At 68.5% G+C, this 23,495-nt stretch carries 30 protein-coding genes; 11 read left to right on the top strand and 19 right to left on the bottom strand.

From position 1 onward, the window contains the following. Together L0977_RS23250 and L0977_RS23245 are read left to right on the top strand one after the other, a co-directional pair. A partial coding sequence (locus L0977_RS23250) for an integrase core domain-containing protein (protein WP_234267310.1) occupies nucleotides 1-126 on the top strand: 126 nt, incomplete at its 5' end. Between the two features lie 39 nt (nucleotides 127-165). Then, nucleotides 166-981 carry a hypothetical protein gene (locus tag L0977_RS23245; protein WP_234267305.1) on the top strand — a complete coding sequence of 272 codons (816 nt, stop codon included), beginning with the start codon at nucleotides 166-168 and terminating at the stop codon, nucleotides 979-981. Nucleotides 982-1,182: 201 nt separating this feature from the next. Here the strand turns inward: L0977_RS23245 and L0977_RS23240 are convergent, their stop codons facing one another. After that, entirely contained in the window at nucleotides 1,183-1,557 is a 375-nt protein-coding gene (locus L0977_RS23240; RefSeq protein ID WP_267966554.1) for a HipA domain-containing protein, read from the bottom strand. A gap of 232 nt (nucleotides 1,558-1,789) precedes the next feature. Between L0977_RS23240 and L0977_RS23235 the strand changes: the two genes are divergently transcribed. Next, nucleotides 1,790-2,194, top strand: a complete 405-nt coding sequence (locus L0977_RS23235; protein WP_234267303.1) for a hypothetical protein — start codon at nucleotides 1,790-1,792, stop codon at nucleotides 2,192-2,194. Between the two features lie 32 nt (nucleotides 2,195-2,226). Here the strand turns inward: L0977_RS23235 and L0977_RS23230 are convergent, their stop codons facing one another. Further along, nucleotides 2,227-2,655 (bottom strand): TOBE domain-containing protein, encoded by a 429-nt coding sequence (locus L0977_RS23230; RefSeq protein ID WP_234267302.1) that lies wholly within the window; start codon nucleotides 2,653-2,655, stop codon nucleotides 2,227-2,229. Nucleotides 2,656-2,768: 113 nt separating this feature from the next. Here L0977_RS23230 and L0977_RS23225 point away from each other — a divergent pair, with 113 nt between their 5' ends. Together L0977_RS23225 and L0977_RS23220 are read left to right on the top strand one after the other, a co-directional pair. After that, nucleotides 2,769-3,590 (top strand): TOBE domain-containing protein, encoded by an 822-nt coding sequence (locus tag L0977_RS23225; protein ID WP_234267301.1) that lies wholly within the window; start codon nucleotides 2,769-2,771, stop codon nucleotides 3,588-3,590. A gap of 22 nt (nucleotides 3,591-3,612) precedes the next feature. Continuing rightward, on the top strand, nucleotides 3,613-4,038 hold the full coding sequence (locus L0977_RS23220; protein ID WP_234267300.1) for a NifB/NifX family molybdenum-iron cluster-binding protein: 426 nt from the start codon (nucleotides 3,613-3,615) through the stop codon (nucleotides 4,036-4,038). A gap of 36 nt (nucleotides 4,039-4,074) precedes the next feature. Here L0977_RS23220 and L0977_RS23215 read toward each other — a convergent pair whose 3' ends face one another. From L0977_RS23215 to nifA, 17 genes are all read right to left on the bottom strand, one after another. After that, nucleotides 4,075-4,392 carry a 2Fe-2S iron-sulfur cluster-binding protein gene (locus tag L0977_RS23215; protein WP_234267299.1) on the bottom strand — a complete coding sequence of 106 codons (318 nt, stop codon included), beginning with the start codon at nucleotides 4,390-4,392 and terminating at the stop codon, nucleotides 4,075-4,077. A 79-nt stretch (nucleotides 4,393-4,471) separates the two neighbouring features. Beyond that, entirely contained in the window at nucleotides 4,472-5,308 is an 837-nt protein-coding gene (locus L0977_RS23210) for an SIR2 family NAD-dependent protein deacylase (RefSeq protein WP_234267298.1), read from the bottom strand. A 10-nt stretch (nucleotides 5,309-5,318) separates the two neighbouring features. Further along, complete coding sequence (locus L0977_RS23205) at nucleotides 5,319-6,482, bottom strand: DegT/DnrJ/EryC1/StrS family aminotransferase (protein ID WP_234267297.1); 1,164 nt, start codon at nucleotides 6,480-6,482, stop codon at nucleotides 5,319-5,321. Between the two features lie 386 nt (nucleotides 6,483-6,868). Beyond that, the gene (locus L0977_RS23200) at nucleotides 6,869-7,129 is read right to left on the bottom strand and encodes a hypothetical protein (protein WP_234267296.1); all 261 of its coding nucleotides are present in this window, start codon (nucleotides 7,127-7,129) and stop codon (nucleotides 6,869-6,871) included. Nucleotides 7,130-7,133: 4 nt separating this feature from the next. Continuing rightward, complete coding sequence (gene nifT, locus L0977_RS23195; RefSeq protein ID WP_234267295.1) at nucleotides 7,134-7,349, bottom strand: putative nitrogen fixation protein NifT; 216 nt, start codon at nucleotides 7,347-7,349, stop codon at nucleotides 7,134-7,136. Nucleotides 7,350-7,382: 33 nt separating this feature from the next. Beyond that, entirely contained in the window at nucleotides 7,383-8,528 is a 1,146-nt protein-coding gene (locus L0977_RS23190; protein ID WP_234267294.1) for a cysteine desulfurase family protein, read from the bottom strand. Between the two features lie 28 nt (nucleotides 8,529-8,556). Further along, nucleotides 8,557-8,958: a DUF3024 domain-containing protein gene (locus tag L0977_RS23185; RefSeq protein WP_234267293.1), complete on the bottom strand. Its 402-nt coding sequence runs from the start codon at nucleotides 8,956-8,958 to the stop codon at nucleotides 8,557-8,559. Beyond that, entirely contained in the window at nucleotides 8,955-9,233 is a 279-nt protein-coding gene (locus tag L0977_RS23180) for a nitrogen fixation protein NifZ (RefSeq protein ID WP_234267292.1), read from the bottom strand. The genes L0977_RS23185 and L0977_RS23180 overlap by 4 nt, the downstream gene beginning before the upstream one ends. After that, nucleotides 9,230-9,598, bottom strand: coding sequence for a nitrogen fixation protein NifZ (locus tag L0977_RS23175; RefSeq protein ID WP_234267291.1), 369 nt, complete (start codon nucleotides 9,596-9,598; stop codon nucleotides 9,230-9,232). The genes L0977_RS23180 and L0977_RS23175 overlap by 4 nt, the downstream gene beginning before the upstream one ends. Next, nucleotides 9,595-10,485, bottom strand: coding sequence for a 4Fe4S-binding leucine-rich repeat protein (locus L0977_RS23170; protein WP_234267290.1), 891 nt, complete (start codon nucleotides 10,483-10,485; stop codon nucleotides 9,595-9,597). The genes L0977_RS23175 and L0977_RS23170 overlap by 4 nt, the downstream gene beginning before the upstream one ends. Then, complete coding sequence (locus L0977_RS23165; RefSeq protein ID WP_326491103.1) at nucleotides 10,482-11,060, bottom strand: hypothetical protein; 579 nt, start codon at nucleotides 11,058-11,060, stop codon at nucleotides 10,482-10,484. The genes L0977_RS23170 and L0977_RS23165 overlap by 4 nt, the downstream gene beginning before the upstream one ends. A gap of 31 nt (nucleotides 11,061-11,091) precedes the next feature. Next, complete coding sequence (locus L0977_RS23160; protein WP_234267289.1) at nucleotides 11,092-11,490, bottom strand: HesB/IscA family protein; 399 nt, start codon at nucleotides 11,488-11,490, stop codon at nucleotides 11,092-11,094. Between the two features lie 27 nt (nucleotides 11,491-11,517). Continuing rightward, a complete protein-coding gene (locus L0977_RS23155; protein WP_234267288.1) occupies nucleotides 11,518-11,712 on the bottom strand; it encodes a 4Fe-4S binding protein in 195 nt (64 codons plus the stop codon). Between the two features lie 92 nt (nucleotides 11,713-11,804). Next, nucleotides 11,805-13,373 (bottom strand): nitrogenase cofactor biosynthesis protein NifB, encoded by a 1,569-nt coding sequence (gene nifB / locus L0977_RS23150; RefSeq protein ID WP_234267287.1) that lies wholly within the window; start codon nucleotides 13,371-13,373, stop codon nucleotides 11,805-11,807. Nucleotides 13,374-13,581: 208 nt separating this feature from the next. Continuing rightward, nucleotides 13,582-14,928: a DUF6035 family protein gene (locus L0977_RS23145; protein WP_234267286.1), complete on the bottom strand. Its 1,347-nt coding sequence runs from the start codon at nucleotides 14,926-14,928 to the stop codon at nucleotides 13,582-13,584. A gap of 81 nt (nucleotides 14,929-15,009) precedes the next feature. Next, nucleotides 15,010-16,233 (bottom strand): Fic family protein, encoded by a 1,224-nt coding sequence (locus tag L0977_RS23140; protein ID WP_234267308.1) that lies wholly within the window; start codon nucleotides 16,231-16,233, stop codon nucleotides 15,010-15,012. A 74-nt stretch (nucleotides 16,234-16,307) separates the two neighbouring features. Next, on the bottom strand, nucleotides 16,308-18,035 hold the full coding sequence (nifA, locus tag L0977_RS23135) for a nif-specific transcriptional activator NifA (protein ID WP_234267284.1): 1,728 nt from the start codon (nucleotides 18,033-18,035) through the stop codon (nucleotides 16,308-16,310). Between the two features lie 358 nt (nucleotides 18,036-18,393). On the opposite strand from nifA, the gene L0977_RS23130 reads away from it, so the two are divergent. From L0977_RS23130 to L0977_RS23105, 6 genes are all read left to right on the top strand, one after another. After that, nucleotides 18,394-19,638: an IscS subfamily cysteine desulfurase gene (locus L0977_RS23130; RefSeq protein ID WP_234267283.1), complete on the top strand. Its 1,245-nt coding sequence runs from the start codon at nucleotides 18,394-18,396 to the stop codon at nucleotides 19,636-19,638. Nucleotides 19,639-19,778: 140 nt separating this feature from the next. Continuing rightward, nucleotides 19,779-20,228, top strand: a complete 450-nt coding sequence (gene iscU, locus L0977_RS23125; RefSeq protein ID WP_234267282.1) for a Fe-S cluster assembly scaffold IscU — start codon at nucleotides 19,779-19,781, stop codon at nucleotides 20,226-20,228. Nucleotides 20,229-20,264: 36 nt separating this feature from the next. Continuing rightward, entirely contained in the window at nucleotides 20,265-20,642 is a 378-nt protein-coding gene (erpA, locus tag L0977_RS23120; RefSeq protein WP_234267281.1) for an iron-sulfur cluster insertion protein ErpA, read from the top strand. Between the two features lie 85 nt (nucleotides 20,643-20,727). After that, on the top strand, nucleotides 20,728-21,051 hold the full coding sequence (iscA, locus tag L0977_RS23115) for an iron-sulfur cluster assembly protein IscA (RefSeq protein WP_234267280.1): 324 nt from the start codon (nucleotides 20,728-20,730) through the stop codon (nucleotides 21,049-21,051). A gap of 132 nt (nucleotides 21,052-21,183) precedes the next feature. After that, on the top strand, nucleotides 21,184-23,058 hold the full coding sequence (hscA, locus tag L0977_RS23110; protein WP_234267279.1) for a Fe-S protein assembly chaperone HscA: 1,875 nt from the start codon (nucleotides 21,184-21,186) through the stop codon (nucleotides 23,056-23,058). Further along, nucleotides 23,058-23,393: a 2Fe-2S iron-sulfur cluster-binding protein gene (locus tag L0977_RS23105; RefSeq protein ID WP_234267278.1), complete on the top strand. Its 336-nt coding sequence runs from the start codon at nucleotides 23,058-23,060 to the stop codon at nucleotides 23,391-23,393. The genes hscA and L0977_RS23105 overlap by 1 nt, the downstream gene beginning before the upstream one ends. Nucleotides 23,394-23,495 lie beyond the last annotated feature (102 nt).

The raw sequence follows: 23,495 nt of genomic DNA, 5'->3' as shown, positions 1-23,495 counted from the left end.
GAACGCACCGCTTGGCTGCCATCCTTCCTGGCCTACTACAACGCCCGCAGGCCTCACTCGGCACTGGGCTACAAGCCTCCAGCATCCCGGCTCTCCGGGAACAACCTATTGCAACTCAACACCTAGACCCTTGCTTTAGCTAAATGCCAACTGCAGACCATAAGAATGACACTCTCACTCGCCTGGATTCGCAAAGTCAACAAGACCGAAGAGTTGGTAATAGCATCGGATAGCCGACTGCGCTTTGGATGCGCTTGGGACTGCTCCCCGAAAATTTTTCCTCTCGTCCGTGGTGACTGCGCCATAAGCTTTGCTGGTAGCACGAAATTCGCCTACCCAATAATGGAGCAGGTACGCAATGCGATTGCAATGTACCCGAAGGCGGCGTCCAGAGCTTTGGATCTTTGTGATCTTAAGGGTCACATCCTTCGAGTAGTACGCGGGATGGAGTCGCTGATTCATGATCTTCCCGTTGGTCAGACTGAGAAGGACGCACCAGAAGCATTCTTTATATTCGCTGGATACTCTTGGGTAAATGCGGAGTACAAGATCTGGATTCTTTACTTCAACGCAGCTAGAAAGAGATTCGAGTTTGAGCGCCCAAATACACTCCATCGGAATCGAGTGGCAATTATTGGCGATGACGTGGAAGACGCAAAGGCCGCGATTCTGAGGTTGGCGAAGGCGCGCGGTCTAGACAAGGGAGTGGGCTTTAACATGGAGCCATTTGAAGTACTTCGAGACTTCTGTCGCGACCCGAGACGTCACCACATTGGTGGAGCCCCGCAGTTGCTGAAAATCTACAAACACATGAACGCGATGCCATATTCGGTGTATTGGCCAACCAAAGAAAGTCGGGGTCGAACGTTCATGGGCCGGCCGTTGTTGAAGTACGAGATGACCAACTATCTGATGCTTGATCCCGATACGTTGCAGACCGAGGACTATGAGCCTGAACCAGCAGCAAGTGGGAAGAGTTAAGCGCAGATGGCGAACCAGGTCAAACATAGCCGCAACAGTCTTTGCGCTTTGTGCCCTAACCCGCAATGCTAGCGACTGCTTTGGAGCAAAGCGAACGTCAGCATCCAGCCTTGACCCGCCCTTGAGTTCCCTGTGGTGATCAGCCGCCCTGCCCGACAACTCGCTTCGTTGCAGCCCTACGCCCCGAACACGCACCCGCGCTCAGCCATGTGCCCCGCAATTGGTCTCTTCCGGCGCCACACCGGCCTCGCGCGCGAATTCGCTCCAGCGGCGCACCGCGCTCGTCACGGCGTCCAGCTCCTTGGACAGCTCGGCCAGCAGTCCGAAGCGCTCGGCCACCACGCGCACGTCGGCACGGGTGGTGCCGTCGAACCGGCCGTTGACCGGCATCTGGTGTTCGCACACCCATTCGCTGTCGGGCCGGTAGGCGTGGGTGATTTCGTAGGCGGGTGCCAGCTCCCACCGCCCGCCCTCGCGCAGCAAGAACGAGAAGTTCTTGGTGTGGTCGTCGTTGTTGACGGCGAGCACGTTGAAGGCCCTGCGCCGCAGGATTTGCACCAGCGCGGCGCGATCCAGCTGAAGCGCCCAGGCGCTGGCCGGGTTGCTGCATCAGGGCTCAGACGGCCTGCGCGGTAGCGCTGGCACGTTGTTTGCCCCAGGCCATAACGCAGGGCCCGTCCAAGGGCCGTGTGGTGGGCTTTGTCCCGTTCGTGTCGGGTTTGTCGTTGTTTCGACAACCCCATAACGACCGGACCCGACAAGCCCTGTGGACCGGGCCCCTGCCCGGCCGGCCTCCAGGAGTGTTCCGATGCCCATTGCCACCCGACTGCGCACCCAGCGCCCGACCCGAGCCGACTGCCCGGTGCGCTGGCGCCACGACATCCCTTGGTCGCAAGACCTGCCCGACCACATGGCCCACGCGGTGGTGGCGCCGGTGCGTTTTGACGTGCTGCCGGCGCCCGACACCACGGCCGACCGCATCCAGGGCTACGACGCGCAGCACGCGCCCTGCTACCGCGCCTACCGGTACGTGCGCACCGAACTGCGCAGCGACGATGACGAGTCCTACTACGTCGCGCCGGTCTACGCCGAAACGCTGGAGGCCTGGCGCCTCACCGACCAGCGCTGGCTGGTGCTGCACACGCGCGTCGACGACTACGACGCCGGCCGCGCGCACCACCACCTGAGCGTGCAGGCGGGGATGCCGCGATGACCCGGCCGCTCCCGCCCACGCGGCCGCCCCGGTCAGGCCGGCACGCCCACCACCACCTGGCCCGCCTTGAACATGGCGACCACCGGCACCCCGGCGGCCAGGGCGAGGTCGGCCACCGCGTCGTTGGTGACCACGGCAGACAGCACCGCCCCACCGGGCAAGGCCACCTTGACCTGGCTGTTGACGGCACCGCCGACCACGGCGGCCACCGTGCCCTTGAGCTGGTTGCGGGCGCTGAAGCGCCACGGCGACTCGCCGGCCACCAGCGTCACCGACGGGGCCTTGATCACCGCCACCGCGGACACACCGGCCTTGAGGCCCAGTGCGGCCACGCTGGCCGTGGTGACGGTGGCCACCAGGCGGTCGCCGCCGCTGATGGTGATTTCCACTTCGGCGTGGATGGGGCCTTCGACGACGGCCGAGACGGTACCGGGAAACACGTTGCGGGCGCTGATGCTCATGGCTGGATTCCTGTTGAAAGACGGAAAAACACACCCCTTTGCCGGGGACCAGGCGCCATGGTGCGCCGGGGCGTTGCGCAAAGGCAACCGCAACGCCGGCGCGAAGGGTCGGCATGAACACATCGGCCCCCAAACTCACCGGCCGCCTGCTCATCGACACGTCGATGGGCAGCTTCCTTGGCGAGCGCCGCATCCACCTGCTCGAAGCCATCGAGCGGCACGGCTCGATCCTGCAGGCCGCCCGCGCGGTGCCCATGTCCTACAAGACGGCGTGGGAAGCGGTGGACGACATGAACAACCTGGCGCCGCAGCCGCTGGTGCGGCGGACCACCGGCGGCCGCCACGGCGGGGGCACCGAGCTGACGGCATTCGCGCGGCGGCTGATCGCCTTCTACCGCGCGCTGGAAGCCGAGGCCCAGCGCACGCTGGACCGCCTGGCCCGCAACCTGGACCACGCCGGCGTGGCCGACGCGGCCGATTTCCGCCAGACCCTGCGAAGGATGAGCATGAAGACCAGCGCCCGCAACCAGTTCGCCGGCCCGGTGATCGCCCTGACCGAAGGCCCGGTCGACGTCAAGGTGCGCATCGGCCTGGCGCCCGGCCTGGAGCTGACGGCCATCGTCACCCGCGAATCGGCCGAAGGCCTGGGGCTCGCGCCGGGGCAGGACGTGATGGCCTTCGTCAAGGCCTCGTCGATCATGCTGATCGCCGACGACCCTTGCCGCGTTTCGGCGCGCAACCGGTTTCGCGGCCAGGTCGTGGCCGTGCAGCGCGGCCCGGTCAACGCCGAAGTGGCCATCGGCCTGCCCGGCGACCAGCACGTGCTGACCGCCGTGGTCACCGACCAGAGCGTGCAGCGCCTGGGCCTGGCCGAGGGCGTGGCGGTCACGGCCGTGTTCAAGGCGTCCAGTGTGTTCCTCGTCGCACTCGATTGAGCCCCGGCGGCACGGTTCTGGCATGCCGCCCCGTATCTGCCCACTTGCCGCCGCACCCGCCATGAAGATCGCCATCGCCACCCGCCCCGACGGGGCCACCGTCGCCGGCCACGCCGGCCAGTGCCGCCACTGGCGGGTCTACACCTGCACCCCCGGCCAGCCCGTGCCGCCGCCCGAGACGGTGATGCTGGACACGGCGCAGTTGCCCCACCATTTCCGCGACGACGGGCCGCACCCGCTGCACGGCGTGGCGCTGATGATCGCGGGCAGCGCCGGCGACGGCTTTCTGCGCCACATGGCCGGCTGGGGCACCGAGGTGCTGCTCACCGGCGAAAGCGACCCGCAGACCGCCCTGCACAAGGTGCTGACCGGCGAAGCCCTGCCCGACACGCGCTTCGACGTGACCACCACGCTGTGCAAACTGCGCGACCTGTTCTCGCGCCACTGAGCGTGGCCGGGCGGCGCGCGCCGGGCGGGAAGCCGCTCAGGCGAAGCTCGGCATCTCGACCGTGACCGGCTGGTCGCCCAGCACGGCGCGGCAGGCCAGGCGCGACTTCGCCCCGACACCGACGATCGCGTCCAGGCGTTCGTTTTCCTCGCGCGTGGTTTTCGACAGGCTCTTGCGCCCTTCGGTCACGAACACATGGCAGGCGTCGGTGCAGCCCGCGCCACCGTCGCAGGCGTGCGTGAGCACGCCGGCACGGCGCAGGGCCTCCAGCAGCGTGAGGCCGCTCTCGGCGTCAAACACCCGGTCTCCGGGTTGCACGGTGAGGGCGATCGTGGGGATGGTGATGTCGCTCATGGCGGTGGTTGTGGTGTTGTGATGTTGAGAGAGAGTGCCCAGGGAAAGCCCGGCGGCCGGACCGCCGGGCCGGAGCGGGTCAGGCCGGCGCCAGCGCCTGCGTCAGCCCATCGGCAAACGCCGCCAGCGACAGGGGCAGGCGGGCGATGCCCTGCTCTTCCAGGAAGCGCGCCTCCATGCGCGTGGGCGCATCGGGCAGCACCGCCCAGTGGGTGTCGCTGGAGCGTTTCATGATCTGGCGCGCGAAGCTGCGCGTGAGCTGGTCGTCGAAGCGGCAGCCCAGGAACAGGAAATGCCGGCCCTTGCGGCGCTCCTGCACCACGGCCGGAATCGGCGTCTGGATGTCGATTTCCGTCAGCACCTCCACGTGGTCGCTGTCCGACACCAGGTAGTTGCCCGCCGGGCTGCGCCCGCCCAGCGGCCGGTACAGCAGCGGCACGGCGTCGGCCAGGGGCGCGTCGGTCGGCTGGTCGTCGGCGTCATAGCTCGCGGTCCACTGGCCGAAATGTTCGGATTGCGACACCCCCTGCACCTGCCGCCAGCCGCCCTGGGGGCGCGCCTGCCGCAGCGCGGCCAGCAGCGTGTCGTCGTACCAGGTGTCCACCCACAGCGGCGCGGCGCTCGCCGCCAGCGCCCGGTGCAGCGGCGACGGTTCGGGCACGGCGGCGAAGGCGCCGTCCATGATCTGCACCACAGACTTGCGGTGCTTGAAGTTTTCGATGTACTGCGCGGCCTGCGTCAGCCGCTGGCGGATCTTGTGCGGCACGCTGACCTTGGCGGTCATCAGCGCCACCAGGGCCTGCGGCGTGGCCGGCACCGGATCGCCCGCGCACAGCGCGAGCATGCCGGGGCCCAGATAGGGAATGACGCGGCCCGCGTCGAGCTGGCGGGCGATGTCGGCGATCAGGTCGGACATGGTGTTTCTTTCAAAGATAAATCGCCGCCCCGGCGCCGACGTTGGTGGCGGTGTCCTTGAGCGTCTTGACGATGTACTGGATCTGCGCCGGGTCCAGCCCCGTGTGCAGCGGCAGCGCCAGCGCGCGGTCACCAATGCGGTCGGTGTCCGGCAGCGCGCCGCGCTGGCGGCCGGTGCCGTCGTGGGCGTTCATGTAGAAAAACTGCTGGTGCAGCGGGTGGCTGTAGGCGGCGGATTCGATGCCGCAGGCGCGCAGGTCGTCGATCATCTGGGTGCGCGCGCTGCGCGTGAAGCGCTTGCCCAGGTGCACCACGTACAGCATCCAGTGCACCTCGTCCACGTCTTCGGCCAGGTACGGTGGCTTGATGCCTTCAAAGCTCTGCATCTGCTGGTGGTACCAGGTCTCCACCTGCTTGCGCTGCGCCAGCCGCTCGTCCAGCCCGGCCAGTTGCGCCAGGCCGAGCGCGGCCGTCAGCTCGCTCATGCCCGCCTGCAGCGGCACGCGCGCGCCCACCGACACCGAAGACCGGTCGGCCAGGCGGCGCTGGCGCAGGTAACGCAGCTCCACCGCCAGCGCGTCGTCGTCGGTCAGCAGCATGCCGCCTTCGCCGGTGCACAGCGCCGAAGGCGCGGAGAAGTCGAGCACCGACACGTCGCCGAAGGTGCCGACCATCCGGCCCAGGTAGCGCGAGCCCAGGGCTTCGGTGCTGTCTTCCAGCAGCCGCAGGCCGTGCGCGTCGGCCAGTTCGCGCAGCGCCTTCCAGGCGGCCGGGTGGCCGTTGGTGTTGCCGGCCAGGATGGCGCGCGTGGCCGGGGTGATGCGCTGCGCCGCCTTCTCGGGCGACAGGCAGCCGCTCCAGTAGTTGATGTCGGCAAACACGGGCGTGGCCCCGGCCAGCGTGATCGCCTGCGCCACCTGGTGCCAGGTGTGCGAGGCGCAGATCACCTCGTCGCCCGGGCCGATGCCCAGGGCGCGCAGCGCGATCCAGGTGCCCAGCGTGCCGCTGCCCACGGCCACCGCGTGCTTGCGCCCGACCCAGGCGGCCAGCACCTGCTCGAACGATTCGCGCATCGGGCCGTCGCTCCAGCGCCCCGAAGCCAGCACGGCCTCCAGCAGCGGCTGCGCGTCGGCGCCGCCGTCGGGCTCGCACAGGGCAATGGTGTCCATGTTCATGGGGGTTCTTTCCAGAAAGTGATTGAACTCAACGGGGCCGACGGGTGCTGGATGCCCGCCTGCGCGGGCATGACGGCAGTTGGGCAACGGCATCGCGGTCCCGAATGCCGGACGCCACCCCGTCACCCCCGCGAACGCGGGGGTCCAGACGCCACGCGGCACAACCACTGGATGCCCGCCTGCGCGGGCATGACGGCAGTTGGGCAACGGCATCGCGGCCCCGAATGCCGGACGCCACCCCGTCACCCCCGCGAACGCGGGGGTCCAGGCGCCACGCGGCACAGCCACCAGATGCCCGCAGGGATGGGCATGACACACCAGTGAACCAATGGCACGGACCGATGGCGCTGACATGGCGGCGACGGCGGAAGCCCATGGTGTGCCGCTCAGTGCTGCGTGAGGATCAGCGCCGTGGCCTCTTCGGGGCGCTGCGTCACGTGCCAGCAGTGCCCGTCCGACGCCGCCAGGTAGACGCTGCGGTGCCCCAGTTGCAGCGCGGGCTGTTCGCTGCGCATGTCGCTGGCGTCCACCGTCAGGGCGCGGATCTGGGGAAAGCGCGAGCGCCAGATCGCGACCGCGTCGCGCAGGCTGGGCGCCCAGCCCACCACTTCGCGCGCCGCCTGCAGTTGTTCGGTGCTGAGACTCATGGCGTCACTCCGCTTCGGCGATCTTGCGCGCCTCGACCGTGATGGGCAGCGGCGTGTCGGCCGCCATGGCGGGCAGGTCGAGCTGCCAGCCGTTGCCCAGCGTGACCAGGCCGCCCCACATCGCCGGGTTGGCCATCGCGACGATGGGTTCCTCCAGGTCTTTTTTCGGCACGTAGGCGCTGAGCGCTCCCTTGTTGTCGCGGCGAATCATCACTTTCATCGGTCGGCTCCTGGTGGGTCGGTCAAAAACGGGTCAGGCGCTCAGCGCCTCGGGCGCGAGCAGGGGTTGCAGCAGCGGCGGCAGGCCGGCGAGCACGGCGCGCACCTCGTCGGCGGTGGTGGTGCGGCCCAGCGACAGGCGCACCGCGCCCAGCGCTTCGTCGGCCGGCACGCCCATGGCGCGCAGCACGTGCGACGGCTCGCTGCCGCTGCTGGCGCAGGCCGCGCCGGACGCCGCGGCCACACCCAGGCGCTCCAGCCGGTGGAGCACCACGTCGGCCGACAGCGCGCCCACGCGCAGCAGGCTGGTGCCGGGCAGGCGCTGCGCGCCGCGGGCCCAGATGTGGGTGGCGGGCAGCGCCGCGCACAGGCCGGCTTCGAGGGCGTCGCGCAGGGCGGTCTGGCGCGCGGCTTCGGCCGCCAGATCGCCCAGGCCCTGCAGCGCCGCCGCCATGCCGGCGATGCCGGGCAGGTTTTCGGTGCCGCCGCGCCGCCCGCGTTCCTGCGAACCCGGCACGGGTGCGCGAAACGGTGTGCCCGGGCGCAGCAGCAAAGCCCCCACGCCCTTGGGCCCGTGGAACTTGTGCGCCGACAGCGTGGCCGCGTCGGCGCCGCTGTCAGCGAACTGGAAGGCCTGCTTGCCCACGCACTGGGTGGCGTCGGTGTGGAACAACGCACCGGCCGCGTGCGCCAGCGCCGCGATCTCGGCCACCGGCATGCACACGCCGGTTTCGTTGTTCGCGGCCATGAAAGAGACCAGCGCCACGTCGGGGCCCAGGCCCGCCGCCAGCGCCGCCAGGTCGGCCGTGCCGTCGGGCCGCACCGGCAGGTGCTCGACCCGCCAGCCTTCCCCGGCCAGCGCCTGCACCAGCCGCAGCAGGCCGGCGTGTTCCACGGCGCTCACCAGCAGGCGGCTGCGCCCGGCCGGTGCGGCGGCCAGCAGGCCGCGCAGCGCGAGGTGGTTGGCTTCGGTGGCACCGCTGGTGAACACCACGTCGTGCGGGCGGCAGCCCAGCACCTGCGCCACGCTGGCCCGCGCCTGGCCCAGCACCCGCCGGGCCTGCTGGCCCGGGCCGTGGGGCGACGACGGGTTGGCCCACACCGCCTGCAGCGTCTCGGCCACGGCCTGCACCGCCGCGGCCGACGGCGGCGTGGTGGCATTGGCGTCGAGGTAGATCACCGCCACCCCCTGGAAAACCGGCGGGGCTTCATGGCCAGAACCGCCGTTGCGGATCGGTGCACAGCAGTTGCATCAGGTCGCCGAGCTGCGCGCTCTGGCCCTGCGGCACCCAGCCGCCACCCGCGTGGTCGCGCGCATGGATCTGCCAGCCCGCGCCATCGGGCAGCGGCGTGATGAGCGCGATGTCGATCACGCCGCCGGCCGGGTCGATGTTGCGCGAGCAGCATGGCGCTTCGATGCGGAAGTGCTCGCCCTCGCGCCGCACGCGGGGCCGCACGTAGCGGTAGCGCGTGCGGCTGCGCAGCGCGCGGCGCAGGTGCGGCAGCACGAAGTCGACCACCGGCGCCGCCGCCACGGCGCGCACCGCCTCGGCCGACGCGGCGGGCTGGGCGCACGCCGGGGTGGGCGGGAGCGGGCGGCCGGTGTTCACGGCTGCGCCTCCGTCTCGGGCAGCAGCCCCAGCGGGGCCGGTGCCAGCTCGTCTTCAAAGCAGCCGATCACGCCGCCCGCAAATTCCACCAGGTAGACCGGCTCGTTGAGTTCCATGGCGTGGCCCACGTTGACGATCTCGCCCAGCGCGCCGCGAACGGCCAGCACCGCGTCGGCCGGGTGCTGGGGGTGGCTGCCGTCGTTGACGATGTCGTCCAGCGCGATCACGCGCTGGCCCCAGGCGAAGGCGGCGGCGCGGGGTTCGATGCCGTTCATGGTCGGGCTCCTTCTTCTTCGGGGTGGGGCAGGCCCAGCCGGCCCAGTGCGGCCGCGCGTTCGCCCAGCTGGGCCAGCACGTCGTCGGGCAGGTGGTCGAGCGTGCACAGTTCGCGCGCCCGCATGCCCACCCGGTGCCCGGTTTCCACAAAGTCGACGGCGTAGATGTAGTACTGCTGCAGGAAGGTGTTGATGCTCACCACGTAGCCCACGTCGCCCTTGTGCACCAGCACGTCGCCGATGTCCTTGCCGGTGTAGGTGCCGTCGTTGCGCACCACCGAGCGGGCGGCGACCCGTTCGCCGAACGCGAAGCGCGGCGGGAAGGCGATCTCGATCACGTCGTCGTCGCGCACGATGTCGGTCATGACGGTTCTCCCGGGTGGGCGTGGCCGCTCGGCGCGGCCACGGCTTGCAGGTGCAGCGGCGCGCGGCGCGCCAGGCGGTCGGTGGCGGCCCGCGCCACCTCGGCGTCGAGGTCGTCGCGCAGGGCAGCCAACACGCTGGCGTCGGCGCGCTGCGCCACTTCCCAGCGCACGCGCCAGTCGGCATCGCCGGCCAGGCGGTACAGCAGCGGCTCGGGCAGGCGGCGCGCCACCACGCGGCGCACCTCGGGTTCGGGGTCGGCCAGCAGGGCCAGCAGCGCGGGCATTTCCAGGCGCTCGGCCACCCATTCGCGCACGCGCCGTTCGGGGTCGCCGGCCAGCGTGGGCAGCAGCGCCAGCGGCAGGCGCCGCGCCACCAGTTCGCGCACGCCGTAGTCCGGGTCGTGCCGCAGCGCCGCCAGCCGCGCGGGGTCGATGCGTTGCGCGACGCGCAGGCGCACTTCGCGGTGCGGGTCGTGCATCAGGCGTTCCAGTTGCGCGGGCGACAGGCGCGCGGCCACCTGCAGGCGCACGGTCTCGTCGGGGTCGTCCATCAGCACCGGCAGGCGGAACACGCTGGCGTGCCGCGCCGCGATGGCGCGCACCTCGAAGTACGGGTGCGCGAGCTGTTCGTCGGCGCACTCGGGGTGCCAGCGGAAAAAGCGGTCGATGCGGCGCGCGTACGCGTCCTGCATGCAGGCGTGCCCGGGCTCGCAGCCCTGGGCACCGGGCAGGCGGCGCAGGGCCTGGTACGGGCAGGCACGGCAATCCACCGGGCCGCCCGACCAGTGCCGCGCCGCGATGTCGCCCGCCGGCGCCCGCGCGTGCAGGCGCTGCGCACCCGCCAGCGGCGGCGCGGTGCCCGGGGTGGAGGTGGTGGCGGTGTTCATCGCCAGTGGGGGTGCCAGCCGCGCACCGGGTAGCCCGAGGGGCTGTCGGCCGAGGGCGACGTGCCGCCGCCCGCTTCGTGCCGCGCCATCACGTGCGAGAGCAGGCCACCGCCCAGGTGGTCCTGCGGGTCGAGGCGGCGCAGTTCGCCCAGCATCAGGCGGGCTTCGTCCCGCTCGCCCAAGCGCAGGTTCAGGTAGGCCAGCGCCTTGAGCGTGAACAGGTAGAAACGCACCGCCGCGTCGCCGCGCACCGTGTCGTCGGCCGGCGGTTCGTCGCCGAAGTCGGGGCCGAGCGCGGCGCGGGCCAGGGCCAGCGCGCTTTCGCCCTGCAGGCGCGCCTGCTCCAGCGCGTGGCCATAGAAATGGAAGCGGTAGAGCGCGATCACCGGCACCGGGTGCTGCGGCGCCAGGGCCTGCGCGCGCTCCAGCAGCGCCAGCGCTTCGGCCGGCCGGTCGCGCCGCTCGCCCGCCTGCGTGATGAGCGCGGCCGCCTCGGCCGGCAACGCCTGCCCCAGCACACGGTCCGCGAACGCCTGCGCAGCGGCGTCGAAATCGCGGTCGGCCGAGGTGATCACGGTCAGCGCTCCACGCGGCGGGGTGGGCCGGTCAGGACACCAGCGACGCCGGCCGGCCGCGCCCGATGGCGCCCAGCTTGATCTTCGCCACGCCCGGCGGCAGGGCCGCTTCGGCGCTGCTGCAGCCGCAGGCCTGCTGCTTCGGGTTGAGGAAGCTCAGGCCCGACGAGGTCGGCGTTTCGGTGAAGTCGATCGTCACGCCGTCGAGCAGCAGGCGGCTTTCGGCCGCCACGAAGAACTTCAGCCCCGACACCACGAACACCTGTTCGCCGTCCTGGGGCACGGCCTCGGCGCTGAATTCCGCGCTGTAGCCCGAGCAGCCACCGGGCGACACCTGCAGCCGCAGGCCCGCAGCGGGAATGCCCGAAAAACGCACGATGCGGCCGATGAACTTCTCCGCCGCCGGGGTCAGGGTGAACGAGGTAGACATGGGATTCACTTTCACAAACAGGAACCGTCAGACCTTGACGATGCAGCCGTCCACCGGGCACACGGCCTGGCATTGCGGCGCGTCGTACTGGTCGGCGCATTCGGTGCATTTGTTGGGGTCGATGATGAAAACGCCGCCCTTTTCGCGGATGGCGACGTTGGGGCATTCGGGCTCGCAGGCCGAGCAGCCGGTGCAGGTGGAGGCGATGATCTTGAGGGCCATGGTGGTTCTCCTGGGGCTTCGTCGTGGGGCGACGTGGGGGACAAAGAAAGCTGTCGAAATGTGTTCTGGAAAGGGCCGCCAAGGGCGGCCGATCAGGCCGCCTCGGCGATGCTGGTGAAGGCCCCCTGGCGGATCTGCGCGTCGCCGCGCGGCTGGTGGATGACCACGCCGCGCGCCACGCGCTCGCGATAGTCGCCAAACCAGTCAAGCGCGGCCTTCTCGATGAACTCGCCCACGTGCTGGTCCACCGGCTCGATGCCGGCCGCACTCAGCTCGTCGCGCGGGCACGCGCCGATCTTGGCCACCAGCACCGCGTGGCAGTCGTTGATGGCGCGGACCACGCTGGGCAGTTGTTCGTCGTCGCCGAAACCGCCCTGGCAGTACTGGTCCACCCGGCGATGGCCGACGAACAGGGCCTCGGCCGCGCTGACCTCAAAAATCTGGAACTCGGTGACGTGGCCGAAGTGCTCGTTCACGCGGCCACCGCCCTTGGTGGCCACCGCCACCAGCACCTTCATGTCGGCGTCCGCCGGCAGGGCCGCGCTCGCGGCCAGCGCTTCCTGCTTGGCGGCGTGTTGTGCCTGGCGCTCGACCTCGACCTTGTCCTGGTAGGCGCGGCGCTTGTCGAGGTCGTACACGACCTCCATCTCTTCGATCTTGTCGAGCGTGAACTCGTCCGACCGGTCTTCGCCCAGCAGGCCCACCGCGTCGGCACGGCACTGGCGGCAGTGGCGCATCAGGTTCGCACCGCCCGCGCAGGCGTCCTGCACGGCCTTGAGTTCCTGCGCGCTCGGGCCGCGCTGACCGGTCAGGCCGAACACCGTGCCGTGCTCTGCCTCGCTGATGAGCGGCATGATGTTGTGCAGGAAGGCGCCGCGCTTCTTCACCTCGCGGTTGACGTCCATCAGGTGCTGATCGTTGATGCCGGGGATCAGCACCGAATTGATCTTGGTGAGCACGCCGCGAGCGGTCAGCATCTCCAGGCCGAGCATCTGGCGTTCGTGCAGGATCTTGGCGGCCTCGTAGCCGGTGATGCGACGGTGGTCCCAGAAGATCCACGGATAGATCTTGGCGCCCACCGCCGGGTCCACCATGTTGATGGTGATGGTCACGTGGTCGACGTTGTACTGGCAGATCTCGTCCACGTAGTCCGGCAGCGCCAGGCCGTTGGTCGAGATGCAGAGCTTGATGTCGGGCGCCTGTTCCTGCAGCAGGCGGAAGGTCTCAAACGTCTTCTTGGGGTTGGCCAGCGAATCGCCCGGGCCGGCAACGCCGAGCACCGTCATCTGCGGAATCTCGCTCGCGACCGCGACCACCTTCTTGACCGCCTGCTCCGGCGTGAGCTTCTGGCTCACGACGCCGGGGCGGCTTTCATTGGAGCAGTCGTACTTGCGGTTGCAGTAGTTGCACTGGATGTTGCAGGCCGGCGCCACGGCCACGTGCATGCGGGCGTAGTGGTGGTGGGCCTCTTCGGAATAGCAGGGATGGTTCTTGACCTTCTCCCAGATCTCGGCCGGCATGTCGTCGGGCCCGCCCGACGAACCACAACTGGCCTTGCCCTCACCGCCCGAGGTGCCGCAGCCCCCGCCGGCTTCGGGCACATCGAGCTTCGCCCCCAGCGGCCTGATCGAACCGATGGACAGGTACGTCTTGGCGGGCATGGAACCCGCAGCGGTGCTTGTCGACGACATGAAGACCCTTCCCGCGGCCGACCATGGCCGCTCGGGAGGGCTTCAGCGATTTCCGTGCCACCGGAAAAGTCTTTTCAAATCAATGATCTGAAGGTTTTGTCGTGTGTAGGAAAGGGCACAAGGACGGGCGGATGGGGGCGGCGTGGCGTCGGGGTTGCGACAAAGGCGTGTTCAACATCTATGACGGATCAAGTAACAACCTGTCCGCAATCTCAGGGAAGAGAAAGCACACAAGACGGTCATAGCGGCGATCAGGTTTGAATTCGGTGCTCCCAGTTGTCCACGCCTTCTTGTATATGTCGACCTTTGACCTCCATTTGCCTGTTGGGTCATTTGCCCGGATCACATCCACGTGTTCGTGTGCTGCCAGCATGATGCGGAATGCCCACAAGAAGCCCTTGTACTTGGTGAACACGTGATGAGCGAGAACAACGATGTTCGGTTGACCCCAGCCGGCAACAGGCTTGCCTGCCTCTGCAGAGTACAAGGTGTCTAGAAGCGGACGTAGGGCATCTGCCTCGCTCAAATAGAACGGCAGGTGAACACCATGGTCTGCAAGCTTAGCTCTGAGACGAAGCCACACGGCGTGATCGTGAACCTCGAAAAACCAAAAGTGGCGAAACGCATCCCGCAGCGGTTGCTCAACAAGCTGACTCTTGCACTTCGCACGCGCGGCGTCAGCGTCGAAGTGAAACACTCTCTGCTTCTCTTGGTCTTTAGTCAGACCGGAGAACGTACATCGCCCAGATCGCGGTGACCACAGCACTTTGCCGTCTTCAAGTTCTGGCTCAGACCAGACACAGTCCAAGACAAGGCTGCGTGCCTCTTGAGACGCGGCAAGCGTTCCCTCGGATGCAACGAATGCATTTCGGTTGTTGTTGTAGAAGACATCCTCCATCGCAAGACGAGCATTCCCCATATCGAATTCTTTGAAAACCCAGAAAAGTAGCCCTCCCTCCCTGAGGTAGAACTCCCGTCGCTCTGCAATGACTCGAAGAAACGTGGTGGAAAGTTGCACTTCAAATGCCACAGGCAGGCGCTTCTTCCAAATCGCTCGGACATCGGGTTTTCGGCGCGATTTCGACTCCGAACCACGCCATATTTTTTCGATCTCGATGCCTGAAAAGTCAGGGTCTGCAGCCAAACTATCAGCAACGATGTGCTTCATTCGGTAGTGAGCTTCCGACTCGCGCGCTCCGTCGTACTTCATCGCAAGAATCTGATTCGGGGTCTGCGTTCCCTTCGTCTCTGCAGGGCATCGCCCGTCTTCGATCTCGTGGCGAAAATAGAACTTCCGTTCCTTCATCATCGACACCAGGTGAACAGGAACACCACACAGTGGACAAGCCATCAATGGTCTCTTTGCGGAGATCCCTTGGCTGAGTGCCATTCGGAGTTGCAGGACCTTTTCCTTGTCTGGTTCGATCAGGCGTCGTGCGGCAATGATCTCCCCAGTCCTCAAGTCGAGAACTTCATCAATTGCGAGATCCTTCGCCGCCAATGAATCGATGTTTCCTTCTTCCATTGTTCGAAGCCTACGCACTCGTTGTCAGATTCCCAAATGGATGGCGGCGTCGTCCACGAGGCTCGTTCACCTACTCACTGTTCATTTGTTCAACACATACCCAGTGCTACGCCCCCCACCCCCCAGCTTGCGCAACACGCCCCGCGCCAGCAGGTCGTTGATGTCGCGCAATGCCGTGTCGGCCGAGCACTGGGCAATCGCTGCCCACTTCGCGTTCGTGAGCTTGCCGCCCGCCTCACCCGGCGGGCGGTCCAGCACATGGTTGAGCACCAGCGTCTGCCGCGCATTCATGGGCGTGCCCGCCCAGCGTTGCCAGAACTGGGCCTTGTCCAGCACACCGGCCAACAGGCCGTCGGCACCCTGCACGGCGCGCAGCAGGCAGGCCAGGAACCAGGCCAGCCAAGGCGTCACGTCCAGCGTGCCGCGCTGGGTGGTTTCGAGCTGGTCGTAATACTGTTTTCGCTCGCGCTGGATCTGCGCGCTGAGGCTGTAGAAGCGCTGCGCAGGATCAAGCCCCCACGCTCCGCCGCCGCGAGGGTCGCCGCCCCCCAAGGGGGCTTTCGCTCCTTGGGGCGGTCCGGCGGCACTCAATGCCTCAGCCCGAACCAGCGCCATGTCGCCCACAGCGCGGCTGATGCGCCCGTTGCCGTCGTCGAACGGGTGCAAGGTGACGAGCCACAGGTGGGCCAGCCCGGCGTGGATGAGGGGGTCGCCGGCCGGGGCCGCGTTGAACCAGCGCAGGAAGGCTGCGGTTTGTGCGGGCAGCGCGGCGGCGGGGGGGGCTTCGTAGTGCACCTTCTCCCGGCCCACAGGGCCGGACACCACTTGCATGGGGCCAGCCGCGTCGTTGCGCCACTGGCCGACCTGGATGCGCACGTGCCCGCTGAAACCGGTGGGGAACAGGGCCGCGTGCCAGCCGAACAGGCGCTCGGCGGTGAGCGGCTGGGCATGGTGCTGGGTGGCGTCGAGCACCATGTCGACCACGCCGTCCACATGGCGGTCCGCGGGTGCCAGCGCGCCGATGTCCACACCCAATCGGCGGGCGATGGAGGAACGCACAGTATCCAGGTTGAGCGATTCGCCTTCGATGGCGCTGGTGGTCACCACTTCCTGCGTCAGCGCCTGCAGCGTGGCCTGGTCGCGCTGGGCCAGCCCGAGTTCGGCCATGCGGCCCGCCAGATGGCCTTGCGCGCGGTGCACCTGGGCCAGCGCGGGCGCCAGCGCAGTCGCGTCGAACCGCCACTGCGGCCAATCGGGGCGCTGCCAGAGGTAGGTGCGGCGGCGTGGGGGCTTGTCGGGGAACATGCGGCGATTGTGCGCCATATTCGCTGCTTTATTTGCGGCGAATATCCGCCCTATTCACCGCAAGCGTCTAAGCCTCAGAACTTGCGCACTTCAATGCCGTGTTTCTGCAGCGCATACCCCATCTGCCGCGGCGTGATCTTGAGCAGGCGCGCCGCCTTGGCCTGGACCCAGCCGCAGCGTTCCATGGCCCAGATCAGGCGGTCGCGCTCGCCGTCGGGTTTGTCGTCGGCACGCAAAGGGGCCGCCACCGCCGTGGCGGGAAACGCTGCGCCGGGCACGTCGTGGCCCAGATCGGCGGGCCGTGAATCGGCGCCACCCGCGCCCAACCCGCCGCCGTCGCCGGCCAGCGCAGGCTGGCGCGGCGGGGGCGCCATGGGCACTTCGGTGATGGGGATTTCGGCCAGGCGGCTGGGGCGCACGGCGTCTTCGCGGTCGATGTGGTGCAGCACCTGCGTCAGGCAGCGGTTGTCGCGGCAGGGGAAGGCCAGGTCGGAAATGACCTCGTTGCTGGCCATGGTGGCGGTGCGTTCGACGCAGTTTTCCAGCTCGCGCACGTTGCCGGGCCAGTAGCAGCTGGTGAGCACGCGCATGGCTTCGGTGCTGAACTTCGTGCTGCGGCCGTTTTCGCGGTTGAAGCGGTCCAGGAAGTGCTGGGCCATGGCAGGAATGTCTTCGCGCCGTTCGCGCAGCGGCGGCAGCTGGATGCTGACGACGTTGATGCGGTAGTAGAGGTCGGCGCGGAATTCACCGGCCTGCACCATGCGCTCCAGGTTGCGGTTGGTGGCGAGGATGAGCCGCACGTCGACCTTGACCGCCGTGCCGCCGCCCACGCGCTCGAAGCTGCGTTCCTGCAGCACGCGCAGCAGCTTGGCCTGGAAGGCGGCAGAAATGTCGCCGATTTCGTCGAGGAACAGCGTGCCGCCGTGGGCCATTTCGAAACGGCCTTTGCGCGTGCCCTGCGCGCCGGTGAAGGCGCCCCTTTCGTGGCCGAAGAGTTCGCTCTCCAGCAGCGATTCGGACAGCGCCGCGCAGTTGACGCCCACAAAGGGTTCCTGCGCGCGCGGCGACAGGCTGTGGATGGCGCGCGCCATCACCTCCTTGCCGGTACCGCTTTCGCCGCGCAGCAGCACGGTGGTGCGCGAGGGCGCGACCTGGTGGATCTGGTCGAACACCTTGAGCATGGGCGCCGACACGCCCACCACCTGGTCGAGCCGGCGGCCGGGCTTGAGCGCCTTGTGCATGCGGCGCGCTTCGTCCTGGATGCTTTCGTGCGCGGCGGTGACGCTGCGGTGCAGCAGCAGCGCCTGGCCCATGAGCGTGGCCACCATGCGCAGCAGCCGCAGGTCTTCGGCGAACACACGGCGCTGTTCGGGGTTGAGGCAGTCGATCACCAGCACACCGAGCGTGCGGTGGTCGCCGCGGATGGGGGTGGCCAGCATGGCGACCGGGGTGTCGGGACTCTGGTCGGCACCCCCTGTTCGGTTTAGGAATAGCGGTTCGTTGCGGACATCGGGCACCGACACGGGGATGCCATTGGCGAAGACCCGACCGACGATGCCCTCGCCCGATTCGAAGTGAAGACGTTGTTGCTCGGCCTGGGTGAGCCCCACCGAGCACAGCCCCTGGAGCCTGCCCTCGGCGTTGGCCATGACCACGAAGGCTCTGCGCCAATCGAAAGCGTGCAACAGGTAGTTGAGCGCTTCCCGAAACGTCTTGTCGATATCGAGCGAGGTGGCCAGTGTTCTACCGACCTCGTACACCGCGTCGAGTTCGCGCCGGATCAGATGTGTTTGCATGTTCATCGTGGGACCCCATCGGCTTCCTGTCTGGCGACGAAAGAGAGCAGAGGCTTTTTTGTCGATCATCTGCACCAGCATCGTGACTCGGTCACAACGCAACGACTGCGGTGAGCGTGGTGCAAAAAGCATGCCGAGAACGGCGCTTCCCTGTGCCGCCCAGCGCAGCGCCTGCCCGTTTGCAACAAACCCGACAGGCCACGCCTCGGGGGTTTGATGCAGGTCAGACAAAGCCCACAAAACGGGGGCGACAGGCGGTTGAAAAAGCGGGTTTTCAGGGCCTCGGGCCCATGGCACCGAAGTTGCAAAGTGGTGCGCAAACGCTTTGTTCCCGTCCCACGATTGCCGTTGCCAGGAGCCCGCCATGCCGCCCAGCCGCACCGCCGCAGCAACCTCTCGCCCCGCGCTGCCGATCTACCTGGATTACGCCGCCACCACACCGGTGGACCGCCGCGTGGCGAACAAGATGATTCCCTACCTGACCGAACAGTTCGGCAACCCGGCCAGCCGTTCGCACGCCTACGGCTGGGTGGCCGAAGAAGCGGTGGAGCTGGCGCGCGAACAGGTCTGCGCCCTGATCAACGCCGACCCGCGCGAGATCGTCTGGACCAGCGGCGCCACCGAGTCGAACAACCTCGCCATCAAGGGTGCGGCGCATTTCCGCCAGGGCAAGGGCAAACACCTGGTGACCGTGGCCACCGAGCACAAGGCCGTGCTCGACAGCATGCGCGAGCTGGAGCGCCAGGGCTTTGAAGTGACGGTGTTGCCGGTGCTGCCCAGCGGCCTGCTCGATCTGGACCAGTTCAAGGCATCGCTGCGCCCCGACACGGTACTGGCCTCGGTGATGTTCGTGAACAACGAGACCGGGGTGATCCAGGACATTGCCGCCATCGGCGCGATCTGCCGCGAGAAAGGTGTGCTGCTGCACGTGGACGCGGCGCAGGCAGCCGGCAAGGTGGTGATCGATCTGGACGTGTTGCCGGTTGATCTGCTTTCGCTTTCGGCCCACAAGATCTACGGCCCCAAGGGCATCGGGGCGCTGTACGTGCGCCGCAAACCGCGCGTGCGCATCGAAGCGCAGATGCACGGCGGCGGGCACGAACGCGGCATGCGCTCGGGCACGCTGGCCACGCACCAGATCGTGGGCATGGGCGAGGCGTTCTGGCTGGCGCGCGAACACATGGCCAGCGACAACGCGCGCATCCGCACGCTGCGCGAGCGCCTGTGGGCCGGCCTGTCGCCACTGGAGGCGGTGGCGCTCAACGGCGATGCCGAGCAGCGCGCCCCGGGCTACCTGAACGCGAGCTTCAACTACGTGGAAGGCGAGTCGCTGCTGATGGGCATCAAGGGGGTGGCGGTGTCGTCGGGTTCGGCCTGCACCTCGGCCAGCCTGGAGCCGAGCTACGTGCTGCGCGCCATGGGCCGCAGCGACGAGCTGGCGCACAGCTCGGTGCGTTTTTCCATCGGCCGCTTCACCACGGCCGAAGAGATCGACTCGACCATCGCGCAGGTCACCGAGGTGGTGACCCGCCTGCGCGGCATGAGCCCGCTGTGGGACCTGGTGCAGGCCGGCATCGACCTGTCCACGATCCAGTGGGCCGAGCACTAGAACCATGAACACCCTCTTCGCCGCTTCGCGTCTTCCCCCTGAAGGGGGGCCGCGCCCACGGCCCGGCAAAGCCGGTTCCGTGGCGCGTGCCGGACAAGACGCGCGCTGCGCCCGCCCTCTTTCGTCTTCAGGAGTTAGTCATGGCTTACAGCGACAAGGTGGTTGACCACTACGAGAACCCGCGCAATGTCGGCGCGTTCGACGCCAACGACGACAGCGTCGGTACCGGCATGGTCGGCGCGCCCGCCTGCGGCGACGTGATGAAGCTGCAGATCCGCGTGAACGCCCAGGGCGTGATCGAGGACGCGAAGTTCAAGACCTACGGCTGCGGCTCGGCCATCGCGTCGAGTTCGCTGGTGACCGAGTGGGTGCGCGGCCGCACGCTGGACGAGGCGCTCGCGATCAAGAACGCCGCCATTGCCGAAGAGCTGGCGCTGCCGCCCGTGAAGATCCACTGCTCGATCCTGGCCGAAGACGCGATCAAGGCCGCCGTGGCCGACTACCGCTCGCGCCACGGGGGTGCCACCGCCACCGCCGCTGCGGACAGCGAACTGGTGGAACAACCGGCCTGCGAGCCCGGCCATTCCTGAAACCCGCCCACGCCCACCATCCAAAGGAGCCGTGCCATGTCTGCCCTGTCCTCCCTGGCCAGCGATCCCGCCCAGGCCCCCCTGCCCGCGCTGCTGGACTTCACCGCCGAGGCCGCCGCCAAGGTGGCCGAACTGATCGAAGAAGAAGGCAACCCCGCGCTGAAGCTGCGCCTGTATGTCACGGGTGGCGGCTGTTCGGGCTTTTCCTACGGCTTCGCGTTCGACGACCAGGTGGCCGAGGACGACACGATCGTGATCACCAGCGGCGTGTCGCTGGTGGTGGACGCCATGAGCCAGCAGTACCTGATGGGCGCGCGCGTGGATTTTGAAGACGGGCTCGAAGGCTCGCGCTTCGTCATCCACAACCCGAACGCGCAGACCACCTGCGGCTGCGGCAGCTCGTTTTCCGTGTGAGCGGAAAGCCGCCCCACCGTCGCGCCCGCGCAGGCGGGCATCCAGCACCCTGCAACCCCAACGCCCGCTGCTGAAAGGAATCCCCATGAGCGTGTCCCTCACCCCCGCCGCCGCGCGGCACGTGGAGAAGTCGCTGATCAAGCGCGGCGCGGGCCTGGGCCTGCGTCTGGCCGTCAAGACCAGCGGCTGCTCGGGTTATGCCTACGCGCTGGAGTTCGTCGACGCGATGAACCCCGACGACCAGTGCTTCGAGAACCACGGCGTGAAAGTCATCGTCGACCCGCGCAGCCTGGGCATGCTCGACGGCACCGAACTCGACTTCGTGCGCGAAGGCCTGAACGAAGGCTTCAAGTTCAACAACCCGAACGCCAAGGCCAACTGCGGCTGCGGCGAGAGCTTCGCGGTGTGAACAAAACTCCCCCCGCGCCGGGCTGCGCCCGTCACCCCCCAGGGGGCAACACCAGCGGCCCGGCAAAGCCGGTTCCGCGGTGTTCTCGGCCCAGACACGTCACGCCCCCGACCTCCATCGTTCACACTGACCATGGCGCTTCTGCAAATCGCTGAACCGGGCCGATCGGCCGCACCGCACCAGCACCGGCTGGCGGCGGGCATCGACCTGGGCACCACCAACTCGCTGATCGCCACCGTGCAGAGCGCGCAGGCGCGGGCCCTGCCCGACGCGGGCGGCGCGCTGCTGCTGCCGTCGGTGGTGCGCTACCGCCCCGAGGGCGCGCCGGTGGTGGGCCAGGCAGCGCAGGCACAGCAGGCCGAAGACCCGCGCAACACCATTGTTTCGGTCAAGCGCTTCATGGGGCGCACGCTGGGCGATCTGCCCGAAGCCCGGGGCCTGCCCTACGACTTCACCGACGGCGTCGGCATGGTGGGGCTGCAGACGGCGGCGGGCGAGCGTTCGCCCGTGCAGGTGTCGGCCGACATCCTGTCGGCGCTGCGCGAACGGGCCGAGGGCGCGCTGGGCGGACCGCTGGCCGGCGTGGTGATCACGGTGCCGGCCTACTTCGACGACGCGCAGCGCCAGGCCACGAAGGACGCGGCGCGGCTGGCCGGCCTGAACGTGCTGCGCCTGCTCAACGAACCCACGGCCGCGGCCATTGCCTACGGGCTGGACCAGGCCGCCGAAGGCACCTTTGTGGTCTACGACCTGGGCGGCGGCACCTTCGACGTGTCGGTGCTGCACCTGTCGCGCGGCATCTTCGAGGTGCTGTCCACGGGGGGCGATTCCGCGCTCGGCGGCGACGACTTCGATCGCGCGGTGGCCGAATGGGTGTGCCGCGAACACGGCATCGCCGGCATGGCCGCGCTGGCGCCGACCACGCAGCGTGCGCTGCTTGGGGCGGCCCGCACCGCCAAGGAAACCCTCTCCAGCCACGACAGCGCGTCGCTGCGCGTGGTCCTGCCCGAAGGCGGCACCACGCTGCAGGCGATCCTGAGCCGCGAGCAGTTCGCACAGCTCACCGCGCCGCTGGTGGAGCGCACCGTGCGCAGCACCCGGCGCGCCCTGCGCGATGCGCGGCTGAGCACCGCCGACATCACGGGCGTGGTGCTGGTGGGCGGCTCGACCCGCATGCCGGTGGCCCGCCACGCGGTGCGCGAACTGTTCGGCGTGGAGCCGCTGACCGACATCGACCCCGACCAGGTGGTGGCGCTGGGCGCGGCCATGCAGGCCAACGTGCTCATCGGCAACAGCCAGGGCGATGGTTGGCTGCTGCTGGACGTGTGCCCGCTGTCGCTGGGCCTGGAAACCATGGGCGGTCTGGTGGAAAAGATCATCCCGCGCAACTCCACCATCCCCACGGCGCGGGCGCAGGAGTTCACCACCTTCAAGGACGGACAGACCGCAATGAGCCTGCACGTGGTGCAGGGCGAGCGCGAGTCGGTGGCCGACTGCCGGTCGCTGGCGCGTTTCGATCTGCGCGGCATTCCGCCGGCCGTGGCCGGTTCGGCGCGCATCCGCGTGACCTTCCAGATCGACGCCGACGGCCTGCTGGCGGTGACGGCGCGCGAGCTGACCTGCGGCGTGGAAGCGCATGTGGAAGTCAAGCCCACCTACGGCCTGGCCGACGACCAGATCGCCACCATGCTCAGGGACGCGGTGACCGCCAGCGCCGACGACATGCGCCTGCGCTCGCTGCGCGAGGCCCAGGTGGATGCACGCCGCCTGCTCGACGCCACCGACGCGGCCCTGGCCACCGACAGCCGCCTGCTGTCGGCGCCGGAACTCGCCGCGATCCGGCATGTGATGTTCCGCCTGGCCGAAGTGCTGGAAACCGAAGACGACGCCCAGGCTCTGCGCGTGCAGGCGGCCGAGCTGTCGTCGGCCACGGGCGAATTCGCTGCGCGCCGCATGAACGCGTCGATCCAGCAGGCACTGGCCGGCCGGACGCTGGAGAGCCTCTGATGCCCACCGTGCGCGTGCTGCCGCACCCCGATCTGTGCCCCGAGGGCACGGCGTTCGAGCTGCGGCGCGGCGCTTCGCTGTGTGAAGGCCTGCTGCGCGCGGGTGTGGCCATCGAACACGCCTGCGACATGGTGGCCGCCTGCGCCACTTGCCACGTGCACCTGCGCGAAGGGGGTCCGTCGGTGAGCGCCATCGACGACGACGAAAACGACCAGCTCGACCACGCCTGGGGCCTGGACGCGCAGTCGCGCCTGGCCTGCTGCGTGCGCCTTGGCACGCAGGACCTGGTGGTGGAACTGCCACGCCACACACGCAACCACGCGCGCGAGCTCTGAGCCGTTTCGGCCCCTGTCCGAAAGGCCACATTCCCGACAGCCCACTGCCACCCCGTTGGACCGGGGCCGTGCAGACACGACAAAAGCAGCGCCCGAAGGCCC

The sequence above is a fragment of the Hydrogenophaga sp. NFH-34 genome, from assembly GCF_021401345.1.
Lineage (GTDB): Bacteria > Pseudomonadota > Gammaproteobacteria > Burkholderiales > Burkholderiaceae_C > Hydrogenophaga > Hydrogenophaga electricum.
The sequence above is the reverse complement of the archived record's forward strand: the minus strand, read 5'-3'. Positions and strand labels throughout refer to the sequence as shown.